Origin of the sequence: Nonomuraea candida, from assembly GCF_000725485.1 — a bacterium.
GTDB lineage: Bacteria > Actinomycetota > Actinomycetes > Streptosporangiales > Streptosporangiaceae > Nonomuraea > Nonomuraea candida.
This window is the reverse complement of sequence record NZ_JOAG01000073.1, coordinates 1-21,970: the sequence shown is the minus strand read 5'-3', so window position 1 is coordinate 21,970 and position 21,970 is coordinate 1. Positions and strand designations below refer to the sequence as shown.

General features: G+C 72.3%; 20 protein-coding genes and 1 pseudogene. 1 reads left to right on the top strand and 20 read right to left on the bottom strand.

Going from position 1 to position 21,970, the window contains the following annotated elements; all coding sequences use genetic code 11:
• Nucleotides 1-217: 217 nt before the first annotated feature.
• Nucleotides 218-463, top strand: a complete 246-nt coding sequence (locus IO39_RS51990; RefSeq protein WP_084774421.1) for a transposase — start codon at nt 218-220, stop codon at nt 461-463.
• Between the two features lie 379 nt (nt 464-842).
• On the opposite strand, the gene IO39_RS41260 is transcribed toward IO39_RS51990, so the two are convergent.
• The 20 genes and pseudogenes from IO39_RS41260 to IO39_RS58400 form a co-directional block, all read right to left on the bottom strand.
• Nucleotides 843-1,397 (bottom strand): DM13 domain-containing protein, encoded by a 555-nt coding sequence (locus tag IO39_RS41260; RefSeq protein WP_211267359.1) that lies wholly within the window; start codon nt 1,395-1,397, stop codon nt 843-845.
• Nucleotides 1,398-1,419: 22 nt separating this feature from the next.
• Nucleotides 1,420-2,712 (bottom strand): cation:proton antiporter, encoded by a 1,293-nt coding sequence (locus IO39_RS41255; RefSeq protein ID WP_084774419.1) that lies wholly within the window; start codon nt 2,710-2,712, stop codon nt 1,420-1,422.
• Complete coding sequence (locus IO39_RS41250) at nt 2,709-3,446, bottom strand: FHA domain-containing protein (RefSeq protein WP_043636288.1); 738 nt, start codon at nt 3,444-3,446, stop codon at nt 2,709-2,711. The genes IO39_RS41255 and IO39_RS41250 overlap by 4 nt, the downstream gene beginning before the upstream one ends.
• Nucleotides 3,443-3,880 carry a hypothetical protein gene (locus IO39_RS41245; RefSeq protein ID WP_043636284.1) on the bottom strand — a complete coding sequence of 146 codons (438 nt, stop codon included), beginning with the start codon at nt 3,878-3,880 and terminating at the stop codon, nt 3,443-3,445. The genes IO39_RS41250 and IO39_RS41245 overlap by 4 nt, the downstream gene beginning before the upstream one ends.
• Before the next feature lie 15 nt (nt 3,881-3,895).
• Nucleotides 3,896-5,440 (bottom strand): FAD/NAD(P)-binding protein, encoded by a 1,545-nt coding sequence (locus tag IO39_RS41240; protein ID WP_157549655.1) that lies wholly within the window; start codon nt 5,438-5,440, stop codon nt 3,896-3,898.
• A 210-nt stretch (nt 5,441-5,650) separates the two neighbouring features.
• Nucleotides 5,651-6,556 (bottom strand): AfsR/SARP family transcriptional regulator, encoded by a 906-nt coding sequence (locus IO39_RS41235; protein WP_043636278.1) that lies wholly within the window; start codon nt 6,554-6,556, stop codon nt 5,651-5,653.
• Between the two features lie 175 nt (nt 6,557-6,731).
• Nucleotides 6,732-7,904 carry an MFS transporter gene (locus IO39_RS41230; RefSeq protein WP_043636275.1) on the bottom strand — a complete coding sequence of 391 codons (1,173 nt, stop codon included), beginning with the start codon at nt 7,902-7,904 and terminating at the stop codon, nt 6,732-6,734.
• 203 nt (nt 7,905-8,107) lie between these two features.
• Nucleotides 8,108-8,728, bottom strand: a complete 621-nt coding sequence (locus tag IO39_RS41225) for an RNA polymerase sigma factor (protein WP_043636272.1) — start codon at nt 8,726-8,728, stop codon at nt 8,108-8,110.
• Between the two features lie 3 nt (nt 8,729-8,731).
• On the bottom strand, nt 8,732-9,070 hold the full coding sequence (locus IO39_RS41220; RefSeq protein ID WP_052424049.1) for an anti-sigma factor family protein: 339 nt from the start codon (nt 9,068-9,070) through the stop codon (nt 8,732-8,734).
• Nucleotides 9,071-9,493: 423 nt separating this feature from the next.
• Nucleotides 9,494-9,904 (bottom strand): thioesterase family protein, encoded by a 411-nt coding sequence (locus IO39_RS41215; protein ID WP_052424048.1) that lies wholly within the window; start codon nt 9,902-9,904, stop codon nt 9,494-9,496.
• The gene (locus IO39_RS41210; protein ID WP_211267358.1) at nt 9,901-11,538 is read right to left on the bottom strand and encodes a pyridoxal phosphate-dependent decarboxylase family protein; all 1,638 of its coding nucleotides are present in this window, start codon (nt 11,536-11,538) and stop codon (nt 9,901-9,903) included. The genes IO39_RS41215 and IO39_RS41210 overlap by 4 nt, the downstream gene beginning before the upstream one ends.
• Before the next feature lie 50 nt (nt 11,539-11,588).
• Nucleotides 11,589-12,884, bottom strand: coding sequence for a diaminobutyrate--2-oxoglutarate transaminase (locus tag IO39_RS41205; RefSeq protein ID WP_052424054.1), 1,296 nt, complete (start codon nt 12,882-12,884; stop codon nt 11,589-11,591).
• A gap of 25 nt (nt 12,885-12,909) precedes the next feature.
• Nucleotides 12,910-14,262, bottom strand: coding sequence for a preATP grasp domain-containing protein (locus IO39_RS41200; protein ID WP_043636269.1), 1,353 nt, complete (start codon nt 14,260-14,262; stop codon nt 12,910-12,912).
• A 28-nt stretch (nt 14,263-14,290) separates the two neighbouring features.
• Entirely contained in the window at nt 14,291-15,544 is a 1,254-nt protein-coding gene (locus IO39_RS41195) for an acyl-CoA dehydrogenase family protein (protein ID WP_063765447.1), read from the bottom strand.
• Nucleotides 15,541-16,887, bottom strand: a complete 1,347-nt coding sequence (locus tag IO39_RS41190; RefSeq protein ID WP_052424047.1) for an aminotransferase class III-fold pyridoxal phosphate-dependent enzyme — start codon at nt 16,885-16,887, stop codon at nt 15,541-15,543. Before IO39_RS41190 ends, IO39_RS41195 begins: the two co-directional genes overlap by 4 nt.
• Nucleotides 16,884-17,888: a 3-oxoacyl-ACP synthase III family protein gene (locus IO39_RS41185; protein WP_043636266.1), complete on the bottom strand. Its 1,005-nt coding sequence runs from the start codon at nt 17,886-17,888 to the stop codon at nt 16,884-16,886. The genes IO39_RS41190 and IO39_RS41185 overlap by 4 nt, the downstream gene beginning before the upstream one ends.
• A gap of 32 nt (nt 17,889-17,920) precedes the next feature.
• Complete coding sequence (locus IO39_RS41180; protein ID WP_043636263.1) at nt 17,921-19,384, bottom strand: lactonase family protein; 1,464 nt, start codon at nt 19,382-19,384, stop codon at nt 17,921-17,923.
• Nucleotides 19,385-19,738: 354 nt separating this feature from the next.
• Nucleotides 19,739-20,368, bottom strand: coding sequence for a putative glycolipid-binding domain-containing protein (locus IO39_RS41175; protein ID WP_439331501.1), 630 nt, complete (start codon nt 20,366-20,368; stop codon nt 19,739-19,741).
• Between the two features lie 85 nt (nt 20,369-20,453).
• Nucleotides 20,454-20,855: pseudogene (locus IO39_RS41170) on the bottom strand (hypothetical protein); the annotation flags it as partial.
• A gap of 71 nt (nt 20,856-20,926) precedes the next feature.
• Entirely contained in the window at nt 20,927-21,589 is a 663-nt protein-coding gene (locus tag IO39_RS58400; protein WP_245642567.1) for a DUF6196 family protein, read from the bottom strand.
• Nucleotides 21,590-21,970 lie beyond the last annotated feature (381 nt).

The window sequence follows — 21,970 nt, the reverse complement described above, 5'->3', positions numbered from 1 at the left end:
GTTTCCGGCCTTCGGCGACTCCTCCCGAAAGGCCCGGAACGTCGGCAACGACGTCCAAGAAATCCCAAACGTCCGAACTATTTTGCTGAGATCACCTCACTGTGTGCGATGCGTGCTTCGCGTACATCGTGTCCGATGATTGACTGTCTATGAGGTGCCCAGCGGATTCCGGACAGTCGGCTACATGAGCTGATAGAAGTCTGGAAGAGGTAGGTACGTGACGAGGCGTCGTAGGCAGTTCTCGCCGGAGTTCAAGGAAGAAGCCATCCGGATGGTGCTGGAGGGCGAGCGGACGGTCGCGTCGGTGGCGCGCGAGTTCGACATCAACGCCGGCACCTTGGGCAGCCGGGTGAACCGGCATCGGATCGTGAGCGCTCAGGACGAGCAGCCGCGGCCGGTTGCCGGGCCGGAGCGGGCCAGGATCCGGGAGCTGGAGCGGGAGAACGCCGGCGTGGCCGCCTGACAAGCCGCGCGGACGGCGGCTGTGCGAGAAGTTGATCTTCCTGAAAAAGCGGCTGCCTTCTTCGCGTCCGAGACTCGATGACGCTCGCCAAGTACGAGCTCATCGACGCGGAGAAAGGCCCACCACAAGATCGCGCGGATGTGCGCCTGGCTGGGCGTGTCCCGCTCGGGCTACTACGAGTGGCGCGATCGGCCGGCCTTCGCGTTGACCGGGGCTTGTGAGGCGGCGACGACGCTGTCGCCGCCCTCGTTCTCACCGGGGCGGCGGGACCACGCCGGCACCGCCCCAGGCTCTTCACCGGGGCGGCGACCACGCTGTCGCCGCCCCCGTTCTCACCGGGGTGGCGACGGCGCTGTCACCACCCCGGGGTCTCCTTCCGTCAGGTGGCGTTCAGCGGAGCCACGCCGAACCCGGCGGAGAAGCGCTTGCACCAGATGACGACGCTGCGGACCGAGGAGAGGTCGGCGTCCGCGGGGACGGCGTACACCTGGTCGCCGCGGTTGCCCTTGAGCTTCCCGAGGCTGATGAATCCGGTGCCGAACGCCGCCTCCTGCGCGGAGGCGGGCTTGTCGGAGAGGTAGACGTACAGGTCGGGGCCGTCGCTGGTGTCCAGGCCGGCGAACTGCACCACGGTACGGCCGTCGCCGAGGCTGACCAGCTCGGCCCGGCCGCTCGTGTCGTGCTCAAGCGAGCGGAACTCGCCCGCCGCCACCAGCGTGGCCTCCTCCGCCGGGGCGGGCGCGGCAGGCGCGGCCGGGGCCGGGGCGGCCGGCGCCGCGGGCGCGGCCTGGGGCACGATCAGCGGGTCGGACACCGTGACCGTCGTGAACACCCGCCACGGCTGGAACAGGTACAGGGCCACGGCGAGCGCGAGCACGCCGATCGCGATCAACGTCAGACGGGCCGGTGCGGACATCGATCTCGGCTTCGTCATCTCCATCACTCTTCCTACAGGGTCAGGCGGCACGCGGCAGGTCGGCCTGCGCGCGTCCGGGTGTGAGTTCGGGTTCGGGTCCTGGTGCGGGCCCGGAAATGGGGATGGGCTCCGGCTCGTCGGCGTGCCCGTCCACGGGGACGCGCCGCACGCCCAGCAGGGTGAGCACCGGGCCGGTGAGCGCCGTGGTGACCAGGGCCATCACGACCATGAGCGAGTAGAGCCGGGTGGTCAGCAGGCCGATCTGCAGCCCCACCTGCAGCACGACCAGCTCGGTCACGCCGCGCGCGTTGAGCAGCGCGGCCACGGTGCCGGCCTCGGTGCGGGGCAGCCCGCACCGGCGGGCGCTGAGGTAGCCCGCGCCCGCCTTGCCGCCGATGGCGACGAGCAGGATCAGCGCCAGCACGCCCAGCTCGCCGAGGCCGAACCCGGACAGGTCCACCTCCAGCGTGGCCAGCACGAAGAAGATCGGCAGCAGGAACGTGCGGCAGAGCCGGGCGATCTCGTCCACGTGCCGCCGCACGCTGCCCTCGTGCTTGCGCGGCAGCAGGGCGCCGAACAGGAAGGCGCCGAAGACGTAGTGCACGCCCAGCCATTCGGTGGCCGCCGCCGACAGGAAGAGCCCGGCGAGGATGATGCCGAACTCGCCCCGGTCGGACGATCTGGCACGCACGGCCGAGAGCAGCGGCCGCACGCCGAACACCAGGATCGCCACGTACGGGACGGTCAGCAGCAGCTTCCACGGCTCGTTGTCGCCGCGCAGCGCCACGATGAGGGTCAGCGCCACCCAGGCGAGCAGGTCGGTCACCACCGCCGCGGTCACCGCGAGCCCGCCGGGCACGGTGTGGGACAGCCGCCGCTCGACGATGATCCGGGCCATGACGGGCAGCGCCGTGATCGACATCGCGATCCCGAAGAACAGCACGAACGCCAGCGGCTCGGCCGGCTCGTACGGTCCCGTCGCGAGCCACCACGCGAGCCCCGCGCCGAGCGCGAACGGCAGCAGCGTGGTGGTCGCCGAGATGGTCAGGGCGGTCCGCCGCCTGCTGCGCAGCAGCCGGTGGTCCCACTCGCAGCCGACGGTGAACATGAACAGCACCAGCCCGACCGTCGCGACGGCCTCCAGCGAGACCTTCACGTCGGCGGGGAGCACGGACGCGGTCATGCCCGTGCTGTGCAGCACCACCCCGAGCGCGAGGCCGGCCGCGATCTCGCCGACCACGGTGGGTTGCCCGAGCCGGGCGAGCAGCCGGCCGGCGAGCTTGGCCACCAGCACGATCGCCGCGACGTTGAGCAGCATCATGACGACGTTCATGGCTTGCGATGGCTGTCGAAGCGGAGCTGGCGCCCGCCGAGCGAGACGATCCCGCCGGGCGGCAGTTCCATGCCGTCCATGCCCTGCACGCTCGTCCACGTCCCGGTGCCGGGGGCGCGCAGGAACAGCCCGTTCCCGCCGCTCAGGTCGATCACGCTCGCGGTCCAGCCGTCCAGCTTGATCTTCATGTGCAGGTCGGACACGGTGGGGCCGGTCAGGCGGACCGGGGCCGCCTCCCCCGACCGCACCTCCTCCGCCTGCTCGGGGTCGCGGCCGAAGACGTGGTCGCGGTTGAGCGGGTACGTCGTGCCGTCGTCCAGGACGAGGACGCCCAGCGAGGACGGGATGCTGCGGACCGGCTCCCGCCCGGTCTGGGTCAGGCCGAGCCCGCAGATCCCGCAGTAGATCAGCATCGGATCGTTGAAGTGCCCCTTGGCGCAGCGCACCCCTGCGGTGAGCGGGTCGCGCTCCGCCGCCGCCTCCGTCTCCTCGGGCTGGGCCTCGGTCACGGTCGCCGGGCCGGCGACCACCACGGCGCCGTCGCCGCCTTGGGCCGCCCGGACGGACAGCACCACCTGGGTTCCCGCGCTCACGGACAGCCGGGTGGGGCCGTCCGTCACGTCGAGCAGGAGGACCAGGCGCTCCTGGCGGGCGACCGCGTCCTCGTCGAGTTGCGGGCCCGGCTCCTGGGCCGGGCGCTCTTCGGTCTTCACGAGCAGCTCTTCTGTCTTCACAGCAACCTTCCACCTCGAAATCTCCACCTGATGAACGGCACCCGCATCGGCCCGTTGGCGACCAGCCAGACGGCCAGCCAGACGAGCACGAAGTGCGGGACGAAGCTCTCCGGCGGCACCGGGCCCGGCAGGCCGGGCAGTCGTCCGGTGACGGCCAGGAAGCCGACGAGCAGACCTTCCGGCAGGAGCGTGACCAGGCCGAACAGCGTCGGCCAGTCCTTCTCCCAGCGCCACTGCATGAGCAGGTGGTAGAGCGACTCCCAGCCGAGGCTGAGCACCGCGACCGCGCCCAGCACCACGAACGTGGCCTGGTAGCGGACGGCGAGCGGCGCGTCGACGGGAAGCAACGGGGCCACCAGCGCGGTCACCACGCCGCCCACCAGCGCCAGCAGGAACAGCCGGGTCTGTATACGCCCGAACAGGGTCGGCACCATGTCTCGTCCTCCCGCTCAGATCGGCCGGCCGGTGGTCCAGCGCAGCCAGCCGGCCAGGGACGAGATGGGGTTCATCCGCCGGCAGTGTCCGCGCCTGGCCAGGTCGTCGACGATTTCCTGGGCGGCGATCTGCAGGCCGAGGAAGGTGTCCACGCCGGGGAACGGTCCGCCGAGCGCGGCGGCGCCGGTCAGGTAGACGCGTCCCATGCCGTTGTCGGCGCCGCGCACCGCGAACCGGTGGTCGACGTCGACCCGGCCGAGGCCGTTGCGCCTGGCGCCGCCGCGGGAGAGCAGGTCGCCGAGCACGCGGTGCTCGGACACGTCGGCGTTGAGCCCGGTGCAGTCGATGACGAAGTCGGCGCGCAGTTCGAGCGTGCCCTCGGCCACGCACATCTCGGCGGTGACCATGTCGCCGTCGAGCCGCATGTCGCCGGGCGTGCCGTTGAGCACGCGGTACCAGCCCTGCTCGCGGGCGATGGTGAGCTGGCGCTGCCACTCCCGCCGCCAGGCCGTGGTCGTGCCGCCGATGTCCTCGTAGACGCGGCGCCTGGCGTCGTCGTCCAGCCGCCGCATCTGGGCCTTGAGCTGGCCACCCCAGACGGACTTGGGATAGTTGAAGCCCTGGTAGGCGGTTCCGTGGTGGCCGCGGCGGCGGGCCCAGCCCTGCCTGCCGTGCGCGCCGGAGAAGTACGTCCGCAGCACGTGCACGATCCGGGTGGGCATGCCGTGGTCCAGCCGTTCCCTGATCAGCCGCTCCAGCACGCGGGAGGCGACGATGCCGCCGCCGCGCACGATCACCGTGCCGCCCCGCCGCCGCAGCGCCTGGTAGACGTGCTCGTGGTCCTCGTAGGCGTTGACCACGTGGTGGAAGTCGTTCTCGGACTCGCGGAACTCGCGCAGCTCGGGCAGGAAGTTCAGGCCGGTGTAGCCGACCGCCAGGTGCACGTCACGGCAGCGCGCCACCCGGTAGGCGGAGCCGGGCACCCGCCGGTCGCGGTAGAGCACGAAGTAGCCGCCGCCGATCCGCCGGCGGACGCACTCCACGTCGCACTGCTCCAGCATGTCCCAGTACCGGATCCGCCGGGCCTCGCGCGCGATCGAGTCCAGCACGTCGCGCAGCCGGGGCGTGTAGAAGTCGGCGAACACGGGTTCGAGGAGGATCTGCAGCAGCGGCATCGGGGTCCGCTCGCGCAGGGCCTCCGAGACCGCGTACGAGGGGAAGCCCCAGATGTTGTCCGGTCGCGAGGCCGCGTCGGAGCGGATCCGGTCGTCCAGCGCGATCTGCGAGACGGTGGCGAGGTGCTCGTAGGTCTGCCACGGATGGCTGAGGTTGGACAGCACCCGGATCTCGGACGGCGGCAGGCCCGCGATCCGCAGGTAGTCGACCGTGACGAACGAGCCTATCCCGCCGCCGACGCTGACGATGGGCCGGTCGGTCATGGACAGGCCGCTGTCCATCACCATCCGATCGGTCCACCAGTCGGCGTTCATGAGCGCCGGGGGTGATTCTGTGGGGTCGGTCCGCTCCACGGGCCGCTGGACATCGATCAGTGTCGTCATGTGTCACCCTCCTGGTCTGAATGGGAGGAACGCGCAGCTCCGACGCGGCAAAGGGGTACATGTCCAATGTCGGACGGAGCCCGTGGCGGCGCCGTGATAGGGGCGTGACAGGCCCCGGACACGCGACTGGGCCGCGCCCGGCGGGCGCGGCCCAGTGGTTGCGGGACCAGTGGTTGCGGGACCAGTGTTCGAAAGTGGCGACGGGGCGGGTCAGGCGGCCTGGCTCCACAACATCTCACCGAGGGAGGCCGAGGGTTCGAGCCCCAGTTCCTTCCTCATCAACTCCACGTAGCTCACGTAGTGGCTGATCGCGTCATGCCGGTTGCCCTGTGCGAGGTAGGCCCTGATGAGGGCCTCGTGCGCGCTGTCGCGGAACGGGTCGGCCTGGATGACCAGGAGCGCGGTCTGCACGGCCGCCCCCGGCAGCCGGGCGTGCACGAGCAGCTCGGACAGCCGCTCCAGCGCGTCGAGCCGGAGCCGCGCGTAGCTGTGCTGGTGATCGCTCAGCCACTCGCCCTCCCAGCCCGGCAGCAGGTCCTCGGCGAAGTTCGTCCACTCCACCCGGCCGAGCAGGTGGCCGCCCTGCCCCGGACGGGTGTTGAGCACGGCGATCGCCATGGCGCGGTTGCCCTCGATGTCGACCTGGACCTCCGGCGCGAGCTGCAGCTCGGCCGGCGTCGACAGCACGAGCCCCGGCTGGGCGCGCTGGAGCCGGTACAGCAGGGTGCGCAGGTTGGTGTGTGCGCGGGAGCTCGTGCTGTCGGGCCACAGGGCGTTCGCGATCGCGGCGCGCGAGGCCTGCCTGCGGAAGCAGGCCAGCACCGCCAGCAGCCGCTGCGCGCTGGGGTTCACGGTGACCTGGCGGCCGTCCATGATGAGCTGGAAGGCGCCGAGCAGGTTCAGCCGGTGCCGCTTGAGGGTCTGCGGCTGCCGGTTGCCGTTCAGCGGGACTCCGGTCGGCCGGTTGCCGTTCAGCGGGACTCCGGTCGGCCGGTTGCCGTTGAGCGGGGCTCCGGTCGGCCGGTTGCCGTTGAGCGGGGCTCCGGTCGGCCGGTGTCCCGTGAACGCGGTCTCGGTCGCCCACGGCTTGGGCAGGCCGGGCGCCGGCGCGGTCATGGGGTCCGGAGCTGTTCTGAAGAGGTTGGCCGGGCTATGTGAGTGTCTGGTGGAATCGATAAGCATGTTGCTCCCCTAACAGGGTCGGCATCTCGACCGGGCCGTTCCGGCAGCCGGTTCGCTTGTATGCGGGGCCGCCCCTCGGTCTGGTCCGATCAGCCTCGTCTGTTGCTGGTCAGCTTGCTTGGACGGGTCTCGCCGCGGCGCTCGCCATCCGCGATTCCGCGATCGCGCTCACGATCGTGGCCAGCACGGCTATGGCGAGGCAGATGAGCATGGCCGTGCGGATGCCCGCGCCCTCGAGCAGCGCCGCGATGACCGCGCCGGCGATCCCGAAGCCGACGCCGCCCGCGGCGTACAGCCCGGAGAACCCGGTCGCCCAGACCCGCTCGGGCAGGAGTTCCTGGATGCCCGCGGCGCGGGCGGTGAGCGCCGGCGTTCCGGCGAAACCGGCGAGGACCACCAGCGGGATGATGATCGCGGCGACCGGCGACACCACCGCCAGGCCGCTCACCGCGGTCAGGGCGAGCACCAGGACGAAACTGTGCGTCCGGTAGGCCCCCGGCCAGCGCCGGCTACCGTAGATCAGGCCGCCGATGAGACCGGCGACGGCGAACACGGCGAGGGTCGGGCCGGCGATCTCCGGGTTGGTGCCGACCTGTTCGAGCAGCGAGGGCAGGCCGGTGTAGGCGGCGCCGACGATCAGCATCACGGCGCCCTCCTGGGCCAGGGCGGGCCAGCTCAGCCGCCAGATCCGGACGCGCGGCCGGCTCTCGGCGGCCGCGTCGGGCGTCGGACCGCGATCACGCAGCGCGCCCGCGCCGACGGCGCCGATCGCCGCGACGGCCGCGATCACGACCACCGGCCAGACCTGGCCGGTGAACAGCGCGACCAGGCCGACGACGGCCGGGCCGATCGCCCACAGCAGCGTGGTCATCGTGGCTTCGAGGCTGAGCGCGGCGTGGTGGATCGACGGCTCCACGGTACGGACCAGCAGCGCCCGCAGCCCGCCGTGCGCGCCGGAGGCGACGCCGCCCGCGATGGCGGCCAGCGCGACCATCAGCCACACGGGCACGCCGTCGCCCTGAAGGAGCACCGGGATCGCGAGCAGGAGCAGCGCGACGGTCTGGACGACGAGCACCAGCCGCAGCTCCGGCCCGGCGGGGCGGCGGTCGAAGCGGCGGCCCATGAAGCCGGCGGCCACCGCCTCGGCGAACGCGAAGGCTCCGGCGAGCAGCGCGCCGACGGCGTACGACGAGCTCGCCTCGTTGCCCAGGTAGACCAGTGCCAGCGGCGACATGGCGATGGGCAGCCGCTGGCAGAGCGCGACGAAGGCCCAGGAGCTCATGCCCGGAGCTCTAATGATCTTGAGGTATGCGCGGAAGCCGCTCTCTGTGACGGCTCCCTGCCCTGTGGCGTTGTCCGTGGTCGTCAAGGAAGTTCATCCCTTCGTCCCTAGCAGGAGAGACCGGCAGACCGATCTGCCATGCATGTCCAGAGGGGACGAGCGGGCGCTTCGTTACAGCGATTTTGACATCGGGTTCGCCGGGCCTATCGCTCGGCGGTCTTGAGCGACATGTAGCGTTCGAGCGCGGCCCGGACGCGATGGCGGGCCCGGTGCAGGGCCACCCGCTGGTTTCCCGGCTCGATGTTGAGCAGCTCGCACACCTCCTCGGTGCTCCAGCCCTCGACGTCTCGCAGGGTGATCACGATGCGCTGGGTGGGGGGCAGCCGCGCCACCTCCTCGGCGACGACGCCCTTGAACTCCTGCTGGAGCAGCCGGCTCTCCGGGATCTCGGCCCAGTCGTGCACCGGGGTCGCCCAGTGCCCGGCATAGGGGCCGGACTGGAGGAAGCGCTCGGGAGGGATGACCGGCTGCCCGTCCTCGTCGTCGGCCGCGAAGCTGGAGAACGGCAGCGTCCGGTTCTCCGAGGCGGCCCGGCGGCGCGCGATGTTGATCAGGATGCGGCAGATCCACGTGCGCAGCGTGGCCCGGCCCTCGAAGCCGTCGATCCCGCGCAGCACCGCGATCCAGGTCTCCTGCACGGTCTCCTCGGCGACCGCCCGGGTGGGCGAGTAGACGACGGCCAGCCTCAGCAGCGCGGGATTCAGGTCGCGCACCAGTTCGCGGAAGGCGGTCTCATCGCCGCGGCGTAACGCGAGCAGGTCCACGGGTCACTCGCTGTCCCGCTCAGCGATCCACTGCCGGTAGATGTCGACGAGCTGATCCTCGGCTTCCTCCGTGAGCTGCTCACTGGGAAGGCTGCCCGTCGTCCTGATCACCGTTCTGAGCTGGGCGACGTAATGCTCGCAACTGTCGCAGGTCGCGAGGTGGTTATTCAGCCGCAGAGTGACCTCGGGGCCGAGCACGCCCTCGAGATAATCAGTGATGCGATCCACCAGTTCCGCGCACGCCATCTCCTCCACATCGCCAGTCTGGCAGATGGCTTGTACGGCAGGCGGAAGATCGTCCGGTAGTTCCGGGGGATCTTCGATAATCACCGCGTTTTCCATTCTGGTCGTCCTCCTCGGCTTCCCGGTCTGGCTGAGGCGCGCTTGCGGCGTGCGGTGATAGGGGGCCCGGCCTCGGATAATCGCCGGATCGCAGACAGATGGCGAACCGGAAGATCGCCTTTGCGCTGGTCCGCCCACGCGACTTCGAATTGCCTGACCGATCCCGCCGATAAGCCTCCACGCTTAGAGCAGACGGGGAGAGGACTACCTGGACGAATTTTTGTGTAACTTCCGAGTCGCTGTCAAGGAGCCGGGGGTTTCCGCAAGCCCGCCCGGCCCGCTGGGATGGTTTTCACCTCCCCGTTTTCCGGATCCATCGATTCAGCGGCGCGCGAATTTTTCGAGCGCGCCGCGCCCGGCCCGGATGCGCCGAGGCCGTGCCCGCCCCGGGCGGGGCGGGCACGGCCTGCGTGCGGGTGTTCCTCAGGCGTCGCAGGCGGCTGCCGGCTGCTCCTTCCACGCGATGCGGGCGAGAAAGCGCCCGCGGTCCACCACCGCCCGGGTGTGCGTGCCGCGCAGCACCTCCTCCACGCCGTCGTGGCCGTGCACGTCGAACACCAGCGTCCCGCCCCGCCGCTCGCGCAGCGCCGCCTGGAGGACGACCGTCCGGCCGACCGGGGTGGGCGCGAGATGCCGGGAGTCGTGGCTGACGCCGACCGTCATCTCGTCCTCTTCCAGGTAGCGCTCCACGGCCCGCATCGCGGTGATCTCACCCAGCCAGAGCAGCACCGGGGTGGCCAGCACGGGCACGTCGTTGCCCCAGCGCTGCGCCGAGTCCTGGGCGGTCACCTCGTGCGCGTGACTCGCGTGCACCTCGTCGGGGAAAGGTCTCATGGGGTCCCTCCTTCGCGGGCCGGGTTCCGCGCGGCGGCGGCCGACTCGACCAGGTCGAGCAGCTCGCCCAGCCGCGCCGGGGTGATGTCGGGGTTGAGCAGGGTGAGCTTCAGCCACAGCCGGCCGTCCTCGGGCACGAGGGTCCTGCCGACCACGGCGGCGCCCGCCATGAGCAGCGCCCGCCGGACCCCCGCCACGAGGAGGTTGCCCTCCGCGACGGGCAGCGCGTCGGCGGCGGCCGGCCGGAACAGCACCGTGCTGATCTCCGGCCGGGCCAGCAGCCGCAGCCCCGGCCGGGCCTCGACCAGCTCGGCCAGCGTTTGCGCGGCGTCGCAGCAGCGGTCGGCCAGCTCCGCCAGGCCCGCCCTGCCGAGCGCCTGGAACGTCACGGCGATCTTCAGCGCGTCCGGCCGCCGGGACGTCCTGATCGACCGGCCCAGCACGTCGGGGAAGCCGGCCTCCTGGTCGTCCGTGGCGTTGAGGTAGTCGGCCAGGACCGACAGCGGGGCCAGCGCCGCGGCGGAGCGCACGGCCAGCGCGCCCGCGGCCAGCGGCTGCCAGCCGAGCTTGTGCAGGTCCACGGCCACCGTGTCGGCGCGGTCGAGGCCGTCGAGCAGGCGCCGGCGGCGGCCCCCGAACAGCAGGCCGCCCCCGTAAGCCGCGTCCACGTGCAGGTGGGCGCCGTGCCGGGCGGCCACGTCGGCGATCTCGCCGATCGGGTCGATCACGCCGCGGCCGGTCGTGCCCGCCGTCGCCACCACGAAGTGCGGGCCTGGGACGGCGGCCAGCGTCTCGGCCAGCGCGCCGGGGTCCAGGCGGCCCCCTGACGTGCGGACCGGGACCGGCGGCGGCAGCCCGAGCAGCCAGGCCGCCCGGCCGACGCTGTGATGGGCCTCGGCGGAGCACACCGCGCGCACCCCCTCGCCCAGCCGCTCCCTCGCCAGGAGCAGCGCCACCAGGTTCGACTCCGTCGCGCCGGTGGTGATCAGGGCGTCGGGGCCGGCGGCCCGCGGGTACACCAGGCCCGCGATCGCGTCCGTGACCAGCCGCTCCAGCTCGCCGGCCGCCGGGGCCTGGTCCCACGAGTCCATGGACGGGTTGAGCACGCAGGCGGCGAGGTCGGCGGCGGCGGCCACCGCCAGCGGCGGGCCGTGCAGGTGCGCCGCGCACAGCGGGTCCGCCGGGTCGGCCGCGCCGGCGGACACCGCGCCGACGATGTCGCGCAGCGCCCGCCTCGCCCCCGTGCCCGTCTCGGGCAGGACGGGGCCGACCGACCGCCGCACGTCGCAGGCCACCGCGCCGGGCCCGCCCGCCGGGATGGGGCCGCCGCGCCGCCGCCGCCCGCCGTCGAGCGCGTCGAGGGTGAGCGCGGTCAGCTCGCGCATGGCCGCCAGCCCCGCTTCCGTGCCGGCCAGCTCGGTCTCCCTGCCCGCCGGCTCGGTCCCCCTGCCTGCCGGCCGCGCTTCGGTGCCCGCCGGTTCGGTCTCCCTGCCTGCCGGCCGCGCTTCCGTGCCCGCCGGCTGAGTCTCTTTGATCGCCGCCTCCCTGATCGCTTCGGGGATCGCCGCCCGGCCGATCGACGTCAGCGTCACGGTACGCGCCGCGCCGCTGACGGCCGGGGCCGGTTCCGCCACCGTAGCCGCCGCTGTAGCCGCCGCCGTAGCCGCAGCCGTGTGCTGCTCCCTCATGCGGCGGCCTCCTCCGGCTCAGGGTCCGCCGGCCAGCACTCGCGGCCGGCGGTCTCCACGACGACGTCCCCGATCTTCCAGGCCAGCTCCCGCCACTCCGCCGTCGCCATCGTCAGCGGCGGCAGCAGCTTCAGCACCCGGCCCTCGCCGGACGTCTCGGCGATCACCGAGGCCCGGAACAGGTTGGCGCGCACCCGCTCGGCCAGCCGCGCGTCGGCGAAGCGCAGGCCGCTCATCGCGCCGCGCCCGGCCGGCTCGGCCACCCCGTACGGGAGATTCGCCACGATGTCGCGCAGCGAGAAGCGGATCTCCGTGCCGAGCTGCGCGGCGTGCTCGACGAAGCGCCGGTCGGCCCAGTAGTCCAGGGCCGCCGTCGCCCCGACGAACGCGAGGTTGTGCCCGCGGAAGGTCGCGTTGTGCTCGCCGGGCGCCCACAGGTCGAGCTCGCGGCGGATGAGCAGCATGGCCATGGGCAGGCCCATGCCGCTCAGCGACTTCGACAGGCACACCAGGTCGGGGGCCAGCTCCGGGAGGTGCTGGAAGCTGAAGAAGCTGCCCGTCCTGCCGCAGCCCGCCTGGATGTCGTCCACGATCACGAGGGCGCCCAGCGAGTCCGCGAGCCGGCGCACGCGCGCGAGCCACCGCCGCGACGCCGCGTTCAGTCCGCCCTCGCCCTGCACGGTCTCCAGCAGGAACGCCGCGGGGGGCGGCGCCTGCGCGTCCGCCAGCAGCGACTCCAGCTCGTCGGCCGACTCGGGGCGGCCGCGCTCCTCGAAGGGCAGGATCATGACGTCCCGCAGCGGCGTGCCCGCCGCGCTCCTCAGCAGCGGGGACGTCGTCGCGGCCAGCGAGCCCAGCGAGACCCCGTGGAACCCGCCCCGGAAGGCGACCACGTTCGAGCGGCCGGTCACCTTCCTGGCCAGTTTCAGCGCGGCCTCGACCGCGAGCGTGCCCGCCGGGCCGGGGAACTGCATCACGTAGTCGCCGAGCCCGCCGGGCCCGAGGAACTGCCCGGCGAAGCGCTCAAGGAACTCGGCCTTGGCGCTGGTGTGCAGGTCCAGCGACTGGACCGGGCCGCCCTTGGCGAGGTAGCCGGTCACCCGTGCGACGATCTCGGGCGGGTTGTGGCCGTAGTTCAGCGCTCCCGCGCCGCACAGCAGGTCCACGTACCGCCGGCCCGAGGTGTCCCACAGGAACTGGCCGTCCGCCCGCTCGAACACGACCGGGAAACTCCGGCAGTAGCTGCGGACCTCGGACTCGTGGCGGTCGAACACGGCCGCCTGCTCCCACATCTCCACCACATCCTCCCGGTGCGGCTCAGGCCGCCCTCATGGCGGTCAGCGCGCGCTGTTCGAGCTCGCGCGCGTGCTCGGCGGTCTCGCCCACGACCATGTAGTCGATCACTCCGCAGCGGGCGACGTCCTCGATCGCCACGACGACCCCGGTGCGGGTGGCCCTGTCCCAGGCCAGGCCCGCCTCGTCCAGGGCCTTGACCACGGCGGGGAAGTCCCTGACGCTCACCCAGTTGTAGGTGAGCACGACGCGCTCGCGGAGGTAGTCGTCGCCGACCAGCTCGCGGGCCAGGTACTCCACGTTGGTGCAGCAGCCCATCCGGCCGTTGACCTCGTTGAAGAACACCCTGCCGTCCTCGGTGACGATGGAGTCGATGTTCATGTAGCCGACGAAGCCGCGCCGGCCGGCCTCCCTGGCGAGGTTCATGCTGTGCGCGGTCATCTCGCCGAGGTCCGAGGGCAGCATGCGCTGGCCCGGGATCTCGAAGCCGATGAACGTGGGCTCCATCCGCATCTCGCCGAAGTTCAGCAGCTTCGGTGAGCCGGCCACCCCGGGCACCCACAGCTCGCTGTAGTACACCTGGGCCGCGCGGTGGTACGCCTCCACCACCACGCGGGTGTTGCGCTGCAGCGCGACCTGCGGCCACAGCTCCTCGGCCAGCGGCGCGAAGTCGCACTCACCCTCGGGCAGGTTCAGCACCCGGGAGGCGCCGGTCAGCGTGGTCTCCCCGTGCCTGGTGATCACGGTGTTGCCGGCGCTGCCGGAGTTCAGGTCCTGCTTGATGATCACCCTGCCGGTCTCGCCGATCAGCGTGCGCACCGCGACGGCCAGCTCGTTCGGCGTGCTCGCCACCAGCCCCGCCGGGACCGGCGCCTTGACCGTGCCGGCGAGCTGGCGGAAGAGCACCTTGCTGTTGAAGGTCTCGGCGCCGCCGCAGCGCAGGAAGTCGCGGCAGGCCAGGTCGGTGGCGTCGTCCACGCCGTGCAGCGGCAGGCCCAGCTCGTCGGCGAGCGTCATCACGGGCCGGTCGAGGAAGTACGCCTCGATCCGCCAGCCCGTCAGGTCGCCGCCGGCCCGCTCCCGGATCTGCGCGGCCACGTGCCCGTCGTTGAGCGAGGCGTCGTTCAGGATGAGCTGGCGCGTGTCGCCGTCCCTCGGCACGACGACGTTGTCCCGCGACAGCCGCCGGTCGAGCAGCTCGCTCACGTAGGCGATGAACTCGTCGGAGACCGAGTGCGGCAGCACCACGAGGTCGTCGTCACCGGCCAGGACCAGCAGGCGGCAGCAGCACATGGAGCTGAGCGCGTGCACCTCCGGGGGCATGTCGTTGCCGCACATCGAGTCGCTGTCCACGTTCGCGATGATCACTTTCGGCATCGCTGGTCACCTTCCTTCGAACGCCGCGTCACGCGGCGGTGGGCTTGGCGGCGCCGTTCGCGACGGCGGTGGGCTTGCCGGCGCCGTTCGGAGCCGCGGCGGCCGGGGTGAACGACGGCAGGGGAGCCTGCGCGCGGTCCTGCAGCTTCACGAGCTGCGTGAAGATGTTCTTGCGCTGGATGTCGGACGTGCCGCCCGCGATGAGCGTGCCGAGCGAGTCCTGCACGTTGCGCGAGTGCCGGCCCATCTCGTAGCCGGCGTGGCCGAAGATCTGCATGATGTCCAGCGCCGCCCCGGCCAGCCCCTCCGAGCCGATGAGCTTGGCCAGCGACGACATGAGCGAGGCGTCCGCCTTGCCGTCGATCAGGCTGGCGAGCGCGGCGTAGGACACCCACCGGGTCGACTCGATGGCCAGCTTCACGTTGGTGATCCTGCGCTGGACGTACTGGTAGTCGGCGATGGGGTGGCCGAAGGCCGTGCGCCGGCTCGCGAACGTCATGGCCTCGCGCAGCAGGCACTCCAGGTACGCCGCGCCGACCACGCCGTACAGCAGCCGGTCGAGCGCGATGGTCGCGTACGTCAGCCGCAGCCCGTTGCCCGGCTCCCCGAGCACCTGGTCGGCCCCGATGCGCAGGCCGAAGAAGGAGATCGGCCCCGTCGGGCTGGTGCGGTTGCCGAACATGTGCTCGGGGTCGCCGACCCGCATGTTGTCGGGCTGCCGCTCCACCACGAACACCGAGATGTCACGCTTGGCGGGCAGGCCGTCGATGCGCCCCAGCACCCAGTACAGGTCGGCGACGGGGGCGTTGGTGATGTGCGTCTTGGTGCCGACCAGCTTGTAGCCCTGGTCCGTGCGGTGCGCCGTGGTGGCCACACTGGCCACGTCCGAGCCGCCGCTCACCTCGGTCAGCGCGGTCGCGCCGACCGCGCCCGACATCATCCGGGGCAGGGCGACCTCATGGTGGTAGGGGCCGCCGAAGTCCACCAGCGAGCGCAGGAACCCGGCGTGCGCGATGAGGGACAGACAGAAGCCCAGGTCCCGGCCGCCGCGGGTGATGCCCTCGATCGCGGCGCAGAAGTCCCACCAGGTCAGGCCGTTGCCGCCGAGGCTCTCCGGCACCGGGATGCGCCACAGGCCGTCGTCGGCCAGCCGCAGCCAGGCGCTCTGGTCGAGTTGCTCGCGTTTGTAGTGCCACTCCGAATGCGGGGCGATGTGTTCCCTGGCGAGGGCTTCGTAGTGGTCGGCCAGGGCCCGTTGCGACAGCGTCCATCCGAGTTTCACGACCGGCTCCTTTCGAGGCAGGGGTTGGGCAGGCGCGGGCACAGCAGGTCGAGCGCGGCGGCGAAGAGCTCGATGAGCTCGTCCAGCTCGGCGCGGGTGATCGTCAGGGGCGGCGCCACCATGACCGCCCCCGGCACGGGGGTCGTGCCCGCGGGGTAGAGCATCAGCCCGACGTCGCGGGCGGCACGCACCATCTCGGCGGCGGTGATGCCCGGCAGCATGGCCGGGTGGGGCGGTCCCGGCGGGGTGAAGTCCACCGCGAGCAGCAGCCCGCGGCCCCGCACGTCCGCCGCGATGCCGCGGGCGGCCAGCACGTCGCGCAGGCCGGCCGCCAGCACCGGGCCGAGCTCGCGGGCCCGGGCCGGCAGGTCGTGCTCGCGGACGTAACGCAGGACCGCGAGCCCCACGGCGGTCGACAGCGGGTTGGCCGCGTAGGTGTGCCCCAGCGGGAACTGGCCGCTGCCGGACAGGATGGCGTCGTAGACGCGGTCGCCCAGCAGCACCGCGCCCAGCGGGGCGTACCCCGCGCTCAGCCCCTTGCCGAGCACCAGCAGGTCGGGCACCACGTCCTCGGCGTCGCAGCCGAACCACCGGCCCGTCCGGCCCAGACCGGTGATCACCTCGTCCGCGATGAGCAGCACGCCGTGCCGCGCGCAGATATCCGCGACCTCCCGCAGGTAACCGTCGGGAGCCGGGACGGCGCCGCCGGACGCCCCGACCACCGGCTCGATCACCACCGCCGCGACCCGGCCGGGACCGGCGGCCATGATCACCTCCTCGACCGACCGGGCGCAGTCGAGCCGGCAGGTCGCGCGGGTCAGCCCGAACGGGCAGGAGTAGCAGTTGGCCGGCGCGGACTTCGGCCAGTCGGGCAGCAGCGCCCGCACCGCCCGCCGCCGCGCCGGATGCCCGGTCAGGCCCATCGCGCCGAGGGTGGCGCCGTGGTAGCTGCTCTCGCGGGAGACGAAGACGGTCCGGTCCTGCTGCCCGCGCTCCTGCCAGTACTGCAGCGCCAGCCGGACCGCCGCCTCCATCGCCTCGGAGCCGCTGTTGGTGAAGAAGACGTGGTCGAGGTCGCCCGGCGCCGAGCCGGTGAGCTCGGCGGCCAGCCGCTCGGCCGGCGGGCTGGTGAACTGCAGGCGGGTGACGAAGGTGAGCTCGTCGAGCTGCGCGCGGACGGCCTCGGCGATCTCGGGCACGCCGTGCCCGAGGTTCACCACGATCGCCCCCGAGCACCCGTCCAGGTACGCCTTGCCGTCGGCGTCGTAGACGTGGCTGCCCTTCGCCCGCACCGCGACCGGATAGCTCTCCCGCAGTTGCGGATAGAGCAGATGCGTCCTCACTGGAAACCTCCGGAGGCGCCCGGCCAGCGGTGCAGCGAGGCGCCGGCGCTCATGCCGCCGCCGATGCCGAGCATCACCACCAGCGAGCCGCGCTCGATGCCCCGGTCGCTCACGACGTCGTCGAGCGTGACCGGGATGGAGGCGGCGGCCGTGTTGCCGTAGAGCGGGCAGGTCAGGTGCAGCTTGTCCAGGGAGACGCCGGCCTCGGCGAAACAGCGCCGCAGCAGGACGGCGTTCGCCTGGTGCGGCACCACCAGATCGATGTCCTCGATCGTCAGGTCGTGCTCCTTCAGCAGCGAGCAGAGCAGCTCGGGCACCACGGTCACGACGTAGTCGCGCACCGCCCTGCCCCGCATCGTGAAGAAGTGCTCGCCCGCCATCATCGAGGCCGGCGTGAGCGGACTGCGGCTCCCGCCGCCGGGCACCTTCACCAGCTCGCGCAGCCGGCCGTCCGACAGCAGGCGGGAGGTCAGCATGCCGTAGCCGTCCTCCACCGGGCCGAGCACCACCGCGCCCGCGCCGTCCCCGAAGAGCACCGCCGAGCGGTGGTCGTCGAAGTTGAGCTGCCGCGAGTAGACGTCCGCCCCGATCACCAGCGCGTAGCGCGCCTGCGGGTCCGCGCTGAGCAGGCCCCGCGCGGTGTCCAGCGCGTAGACGAAGCTGGTGCACACGGAGTTCACGTCGAAGGCCGCCGCCCGGTCGGCGCCGATGGCGGCCTGCACCACCGTCGCGGTCGCGGGCTGCGGGAAGTCCGGCGTGGACGTTCCCAGCACGACGAAGTCGAGCAGTTCCGCGGGCAGCCCCGCCGCCTCCAGCGCCCGCCGCGCCGCCTCCCCCGCCAGGTCACTGGTGGCCTGCTCGGACGTGCAGTAGCGCCGCTCACGCACGCCCGTGCGCTCCTCGATCCAGCCGGGGGTCACGCCGGTGCGCTCGGCCAGCACGTCGTTGGTGACGATCGTCGGGGGCAGGTACGAACCGGTACCGATGATTCCGTATCCCATCGATGGCTCCATCGCTTGTTGGTGGGGGCTTGTCAGAAGGCGGCGAGCCCGAACGGGGCGGCCTCCCCGCCCTTGCCGAACGGCTCGAGCTGGAACACCGGAAGCCGCTCGACCAGGGACAGCAGGCCGTTCTGCCCGTTGACCGCGAAGACGTACAGCGAGCCTTCGAACGAGTTGAGCTGGTACAGGAACTTCGTGTCCCGGCTCAGGCTGATGTCGGTGGCGCCCTGGGGAAGGTCGTCGTTCTTGGAGTCCTTGCCGTCACGCGCCGAGGACACCGGGTGCAGCAGGCTCAGCGAGCCGTCGGCCGCCAGCCGATACGTGGAGATGATGCCGTCGTCGAACGGGCTGGAGACGAACGCGTACCGCTGGTCGTCGGTGACGACCACCCAGCAACTGTCGGTCTGCCGGTTGGCCACCGACCCGTTGATCTGCTTCAGCGTGCGGTCGCCGTTGATCTCGTACGCGGCCGCGTGCCCGCCGCCCGGGTTGCCCAGACCGCCGTTCTGCTCGCTGGTGATGAGCTTGCCGTCACGGGTGAAGGTGAAGCCGAACGGGCCGGCCCCGCTGGGCTCGTGCATCCGCTTGCGGCCGAGGGAGCCGTCGTAGCGGACCTCGAAGGTGGCGATGGCGCCCTTGCCGGCGCCCTGCCCGCTCAGCGAGGCGATGCGCTCGGTGACCACCAGCGTGCGGCCGTCGGGCGTGAACGACACCTGCGAGCAGCCGGAACGGCCGCGCCCGCTCAGCGTGCGGGTGGAGTCGGCGATGGGCTGCAGCGCCCCGTCCGGCGTCACGCGGAAGCCGGTCACCGTGGGGAGGTCGCCGTGGCCGCAGTTCTCCAGGGCCGTGGTCGGGCCCAGGATCAGCCGCCGGTCGCTCTCGCCGCTGTTGAGCACGTACAGCAGGCCGTTGTTCACCGTCAGGCTCACCGGGCGCTTGCCGCCCGTGGACGTCTGGTTGACCAGTTCGAGCCCGTCCGGGTTGACGCGGAAGACCGAGATGGTGCCGCTTCCCGCGTTCACGACGAACAGCAGCTCGGCCTTGTCGACGTTCTGGATCGGCGCGGCCTCGCCCTCGGCGGTGCCGAGCACGATGCCCTGCGCGCTGTCCTCGAAGCTGCCGGATCCCACGCCGCCGGTCGGATACCGTCCGACCTCGGTCAGGCGGCCGTCCGCGCGGCGGGCGAAGGCGACGACCTCGTTGGCCACCTCGTCATTCGACTGCACGAAGACCGCGCCCTTGCGCAGGTCTCCCTCGGCCGCCGCGCGGGTGCCCGCGCCCTCGACCGGCGCGCCCTGGGCGGCGTCCGCCGCGGCCGGTTGCGCGCCCGCGGCGGGCGGCGACACCTGACCGGCAGGCTGCTCGGCGGCCTGGCCGGCCAGCTCCATCGTGGTCCGCCCGTCCCTGCCACTGATCACGAGAGTGGCGGCGGCGGTCACGCCCACGATGGCGACCAGCACCGCCGCCTTGACCAGCAGCCGCCGGCCACGCCTCATGGGCCTGTCCCCGACGGCCGTCGCCCACGCGGGCGGGCCGGGGGAACCGTTGTCGGGATGGGGAGCGAAAGGCTGAGCCTGGCTCGACGGATCGACGGAATTCTGGCAGCCGCATGCTTCCTGATGTCCACACTGCTTCGGCATCGCAACCTCCTCGGGGACGACACCTAGAGGATGTTGCGGGCGGCGCTTCCGCCCCGTGACGGCCGCGTGTCATGCCCGGCTCTCAGGGGCGGCTCTCAGCCTCTTGGAGGCGGCTCACAGAGGCGGCTCTCAGGCTCCTAGAGGCGGCTCACAGAGGCGGCTCTCAGGCTCCTAGAGGCGGCTCTCAGACGCGGCTCTTACAGGCGGCTCTCAGAGGCGGCGGGCCACGCCAGGGTAGTCGGCGACGAAGGCGTCGGAGGCGAAGGTGATGTCGGCGGTGAACGACCCGTCCGCCTCGAAGTGCAGGACGTTCGCGCCCAGCGGGGCGTAGCGCTGGACCGAGAGGTCGACGCGGAGGTGCGGGACCGACACCCACGCCATCGTCAGCTCCACCGGCCCGCCGCCGTCGAGCAGGCGGTGCCGCAGCACCGGCATGGTGTTGGTCAGCGGCGACATGCCGAGGTCGCAGTCGAGCGCACCCTTCAACCCGCGCAACTCACCCGGCTCACCCGGCTCACCGAGCTCATCCAGCTCGCCCGGCTCGGGGCCGGGGAGCGGCCCGCCGAGCGCGCCCTCGGCCTGCGCCGTGCAGGACCAGGAGCCGCCATCGTGGCGCACGAGATCGAGCGAGCGCCGCCAGCCGGCGCCGGCGGTGGTGACGCGCAGCCGCCGCGTCACGTAGTCGTCGCCGGTGGCCAGGTCGTATTCGAGCCGGTAGGGCTCGGGATCGGCGCCGATGGCCAGGCCGGTCGCGGTGAGCCGGGTGCCCTCGAACCGCACGTGCGCGTACTCGGCCCCGCCGTCCTTCACCCACGCCACTGCCTGGACCAAACCGCCCACCTCCTTCAGCTCACTGTAATCGCCCTTGGTCAGGATCGCCGGGACCGCGCGGGCCGTCCCGCACTGTGCCGTCGAGATCACCCGGTCAGCGGGAGCAGAGGGCGGCGTCGAAGGCGGCGATCAGCAGCTCGCGAGCCTTGCCCTCGTCGACCGAGCCCGTCACGTACACGGTCGCGGTGCGGCCGGCGCGGTCGCGTCCACTGAAGGTCGACACGCCCGGCACGTCGCCGGCGTGCCCCCACAGCTTGCCGCCGCAGCTCAGCGGGATTTCCAGCATGCCGTAGCCGTAGCGGGCGCCCTCGGGCCAGCCCGGCTGTGCGACCTCGACGAACGAGCCGCGCCTGACCGGCTGCGCCCGCCAGAACCGGTTGAGGTCGCGCGGCGTGGAGACCAGCCCGCCGCGGGCGCCGAGCGCGTGGCCGGGCAGCCGGGTGAGGTCCACGACGCCCTTCTCGGGCGTGACCGGGTGCACGCCGTACGTGTGCGCGTGCTCGCCGCGGTGGGGTGGCTACATCGACGGCGCACGCATGCCGCCGTCCGGGGCGGGCCGCCCTGTCGTCAAGCGAGGCGCAGTGACCGGACGATCGCGACGGCCTCCTCGACCAGGTCGATCGGGCACCCCCAGTAGTCGTAGATGCCGCCCCGGGCCCGGTTGCTGCCGCAGATGACGAACACGCCGGTTCCCAGCTCGGCCTTGAGATGACCGGCCAGCCAGCCGACGAAGCCGCTGTTGTCGAGCCCGGCGGGGAAATGGAACGAGAAGATCCCGAAGCGCTCGACGTCCGCGCCCCCGTCGCGCAGCGGGACCAGCCGGCTCCAGCTCTCGCTGTCGCGGACCACCGCCAAGGTGTCGGCGGTGAGTTCCGGCGGGCGGTCGGCGGGGAACTCCTCGAAGCACCACACCCCCTCGTGCACGGCGAGATCCGCCATCGTGATCACCTGGCGCAGGCGCTCATGCGTCTGTTCCGGGGTCTCCCTGCTGACACACCCGGGATGCGTGTGGGTGATGGCCGAGCCGGAGGCCACCAGCACGTAGCGGCCGTCGTCCTCGCCGAAGAACAGCCCCGTGCGCAGCCACCGGCCCAACTTCCTGCCCTTGACGGTGAGGACGAGGTTGGTCACCCCTCCTTCCAGGTAGCCGTCGCGGCCGTCGGTGGCCAGGTAGCGGCGGACATGCTCGGCGACCGACGGGTCGGGGCTGTCGGCGGCGTCGTCCCACATCAGCGGCCTGCCTCGGTGACGCCCCGCACGGGCCCGGCGCCGGCCACCGGCTGACGCCCGGCCGGGTGGGCGGTGATCGTGAAGGTGTCGATCTCGTTTCTCATGGCTGTGACCTTTCTGGTCCCGGGCCGCGGTTCCGTCCCTGGGCGGGACGGCGGCTGGTGGCGGTGGCTGGTTGGCGGTGGCTGGTGGCGGTGGCTGGTGGCGACCAGCGGCGGTGGCTGGTGGCGGCCGGCGGTGGCGGCCGGCGGTGGTGGCCGGCGGTGGCCGGTGGCGGGGATCGGCTCAGTGGGTGCTGCTGAGGCCCTGGGCGAAGCCGCCGTCGACCGGGAACTCGACGTTGGTGGTGAAGGTCGCGTCGGCGGCCAGGAAGAGCGCGGC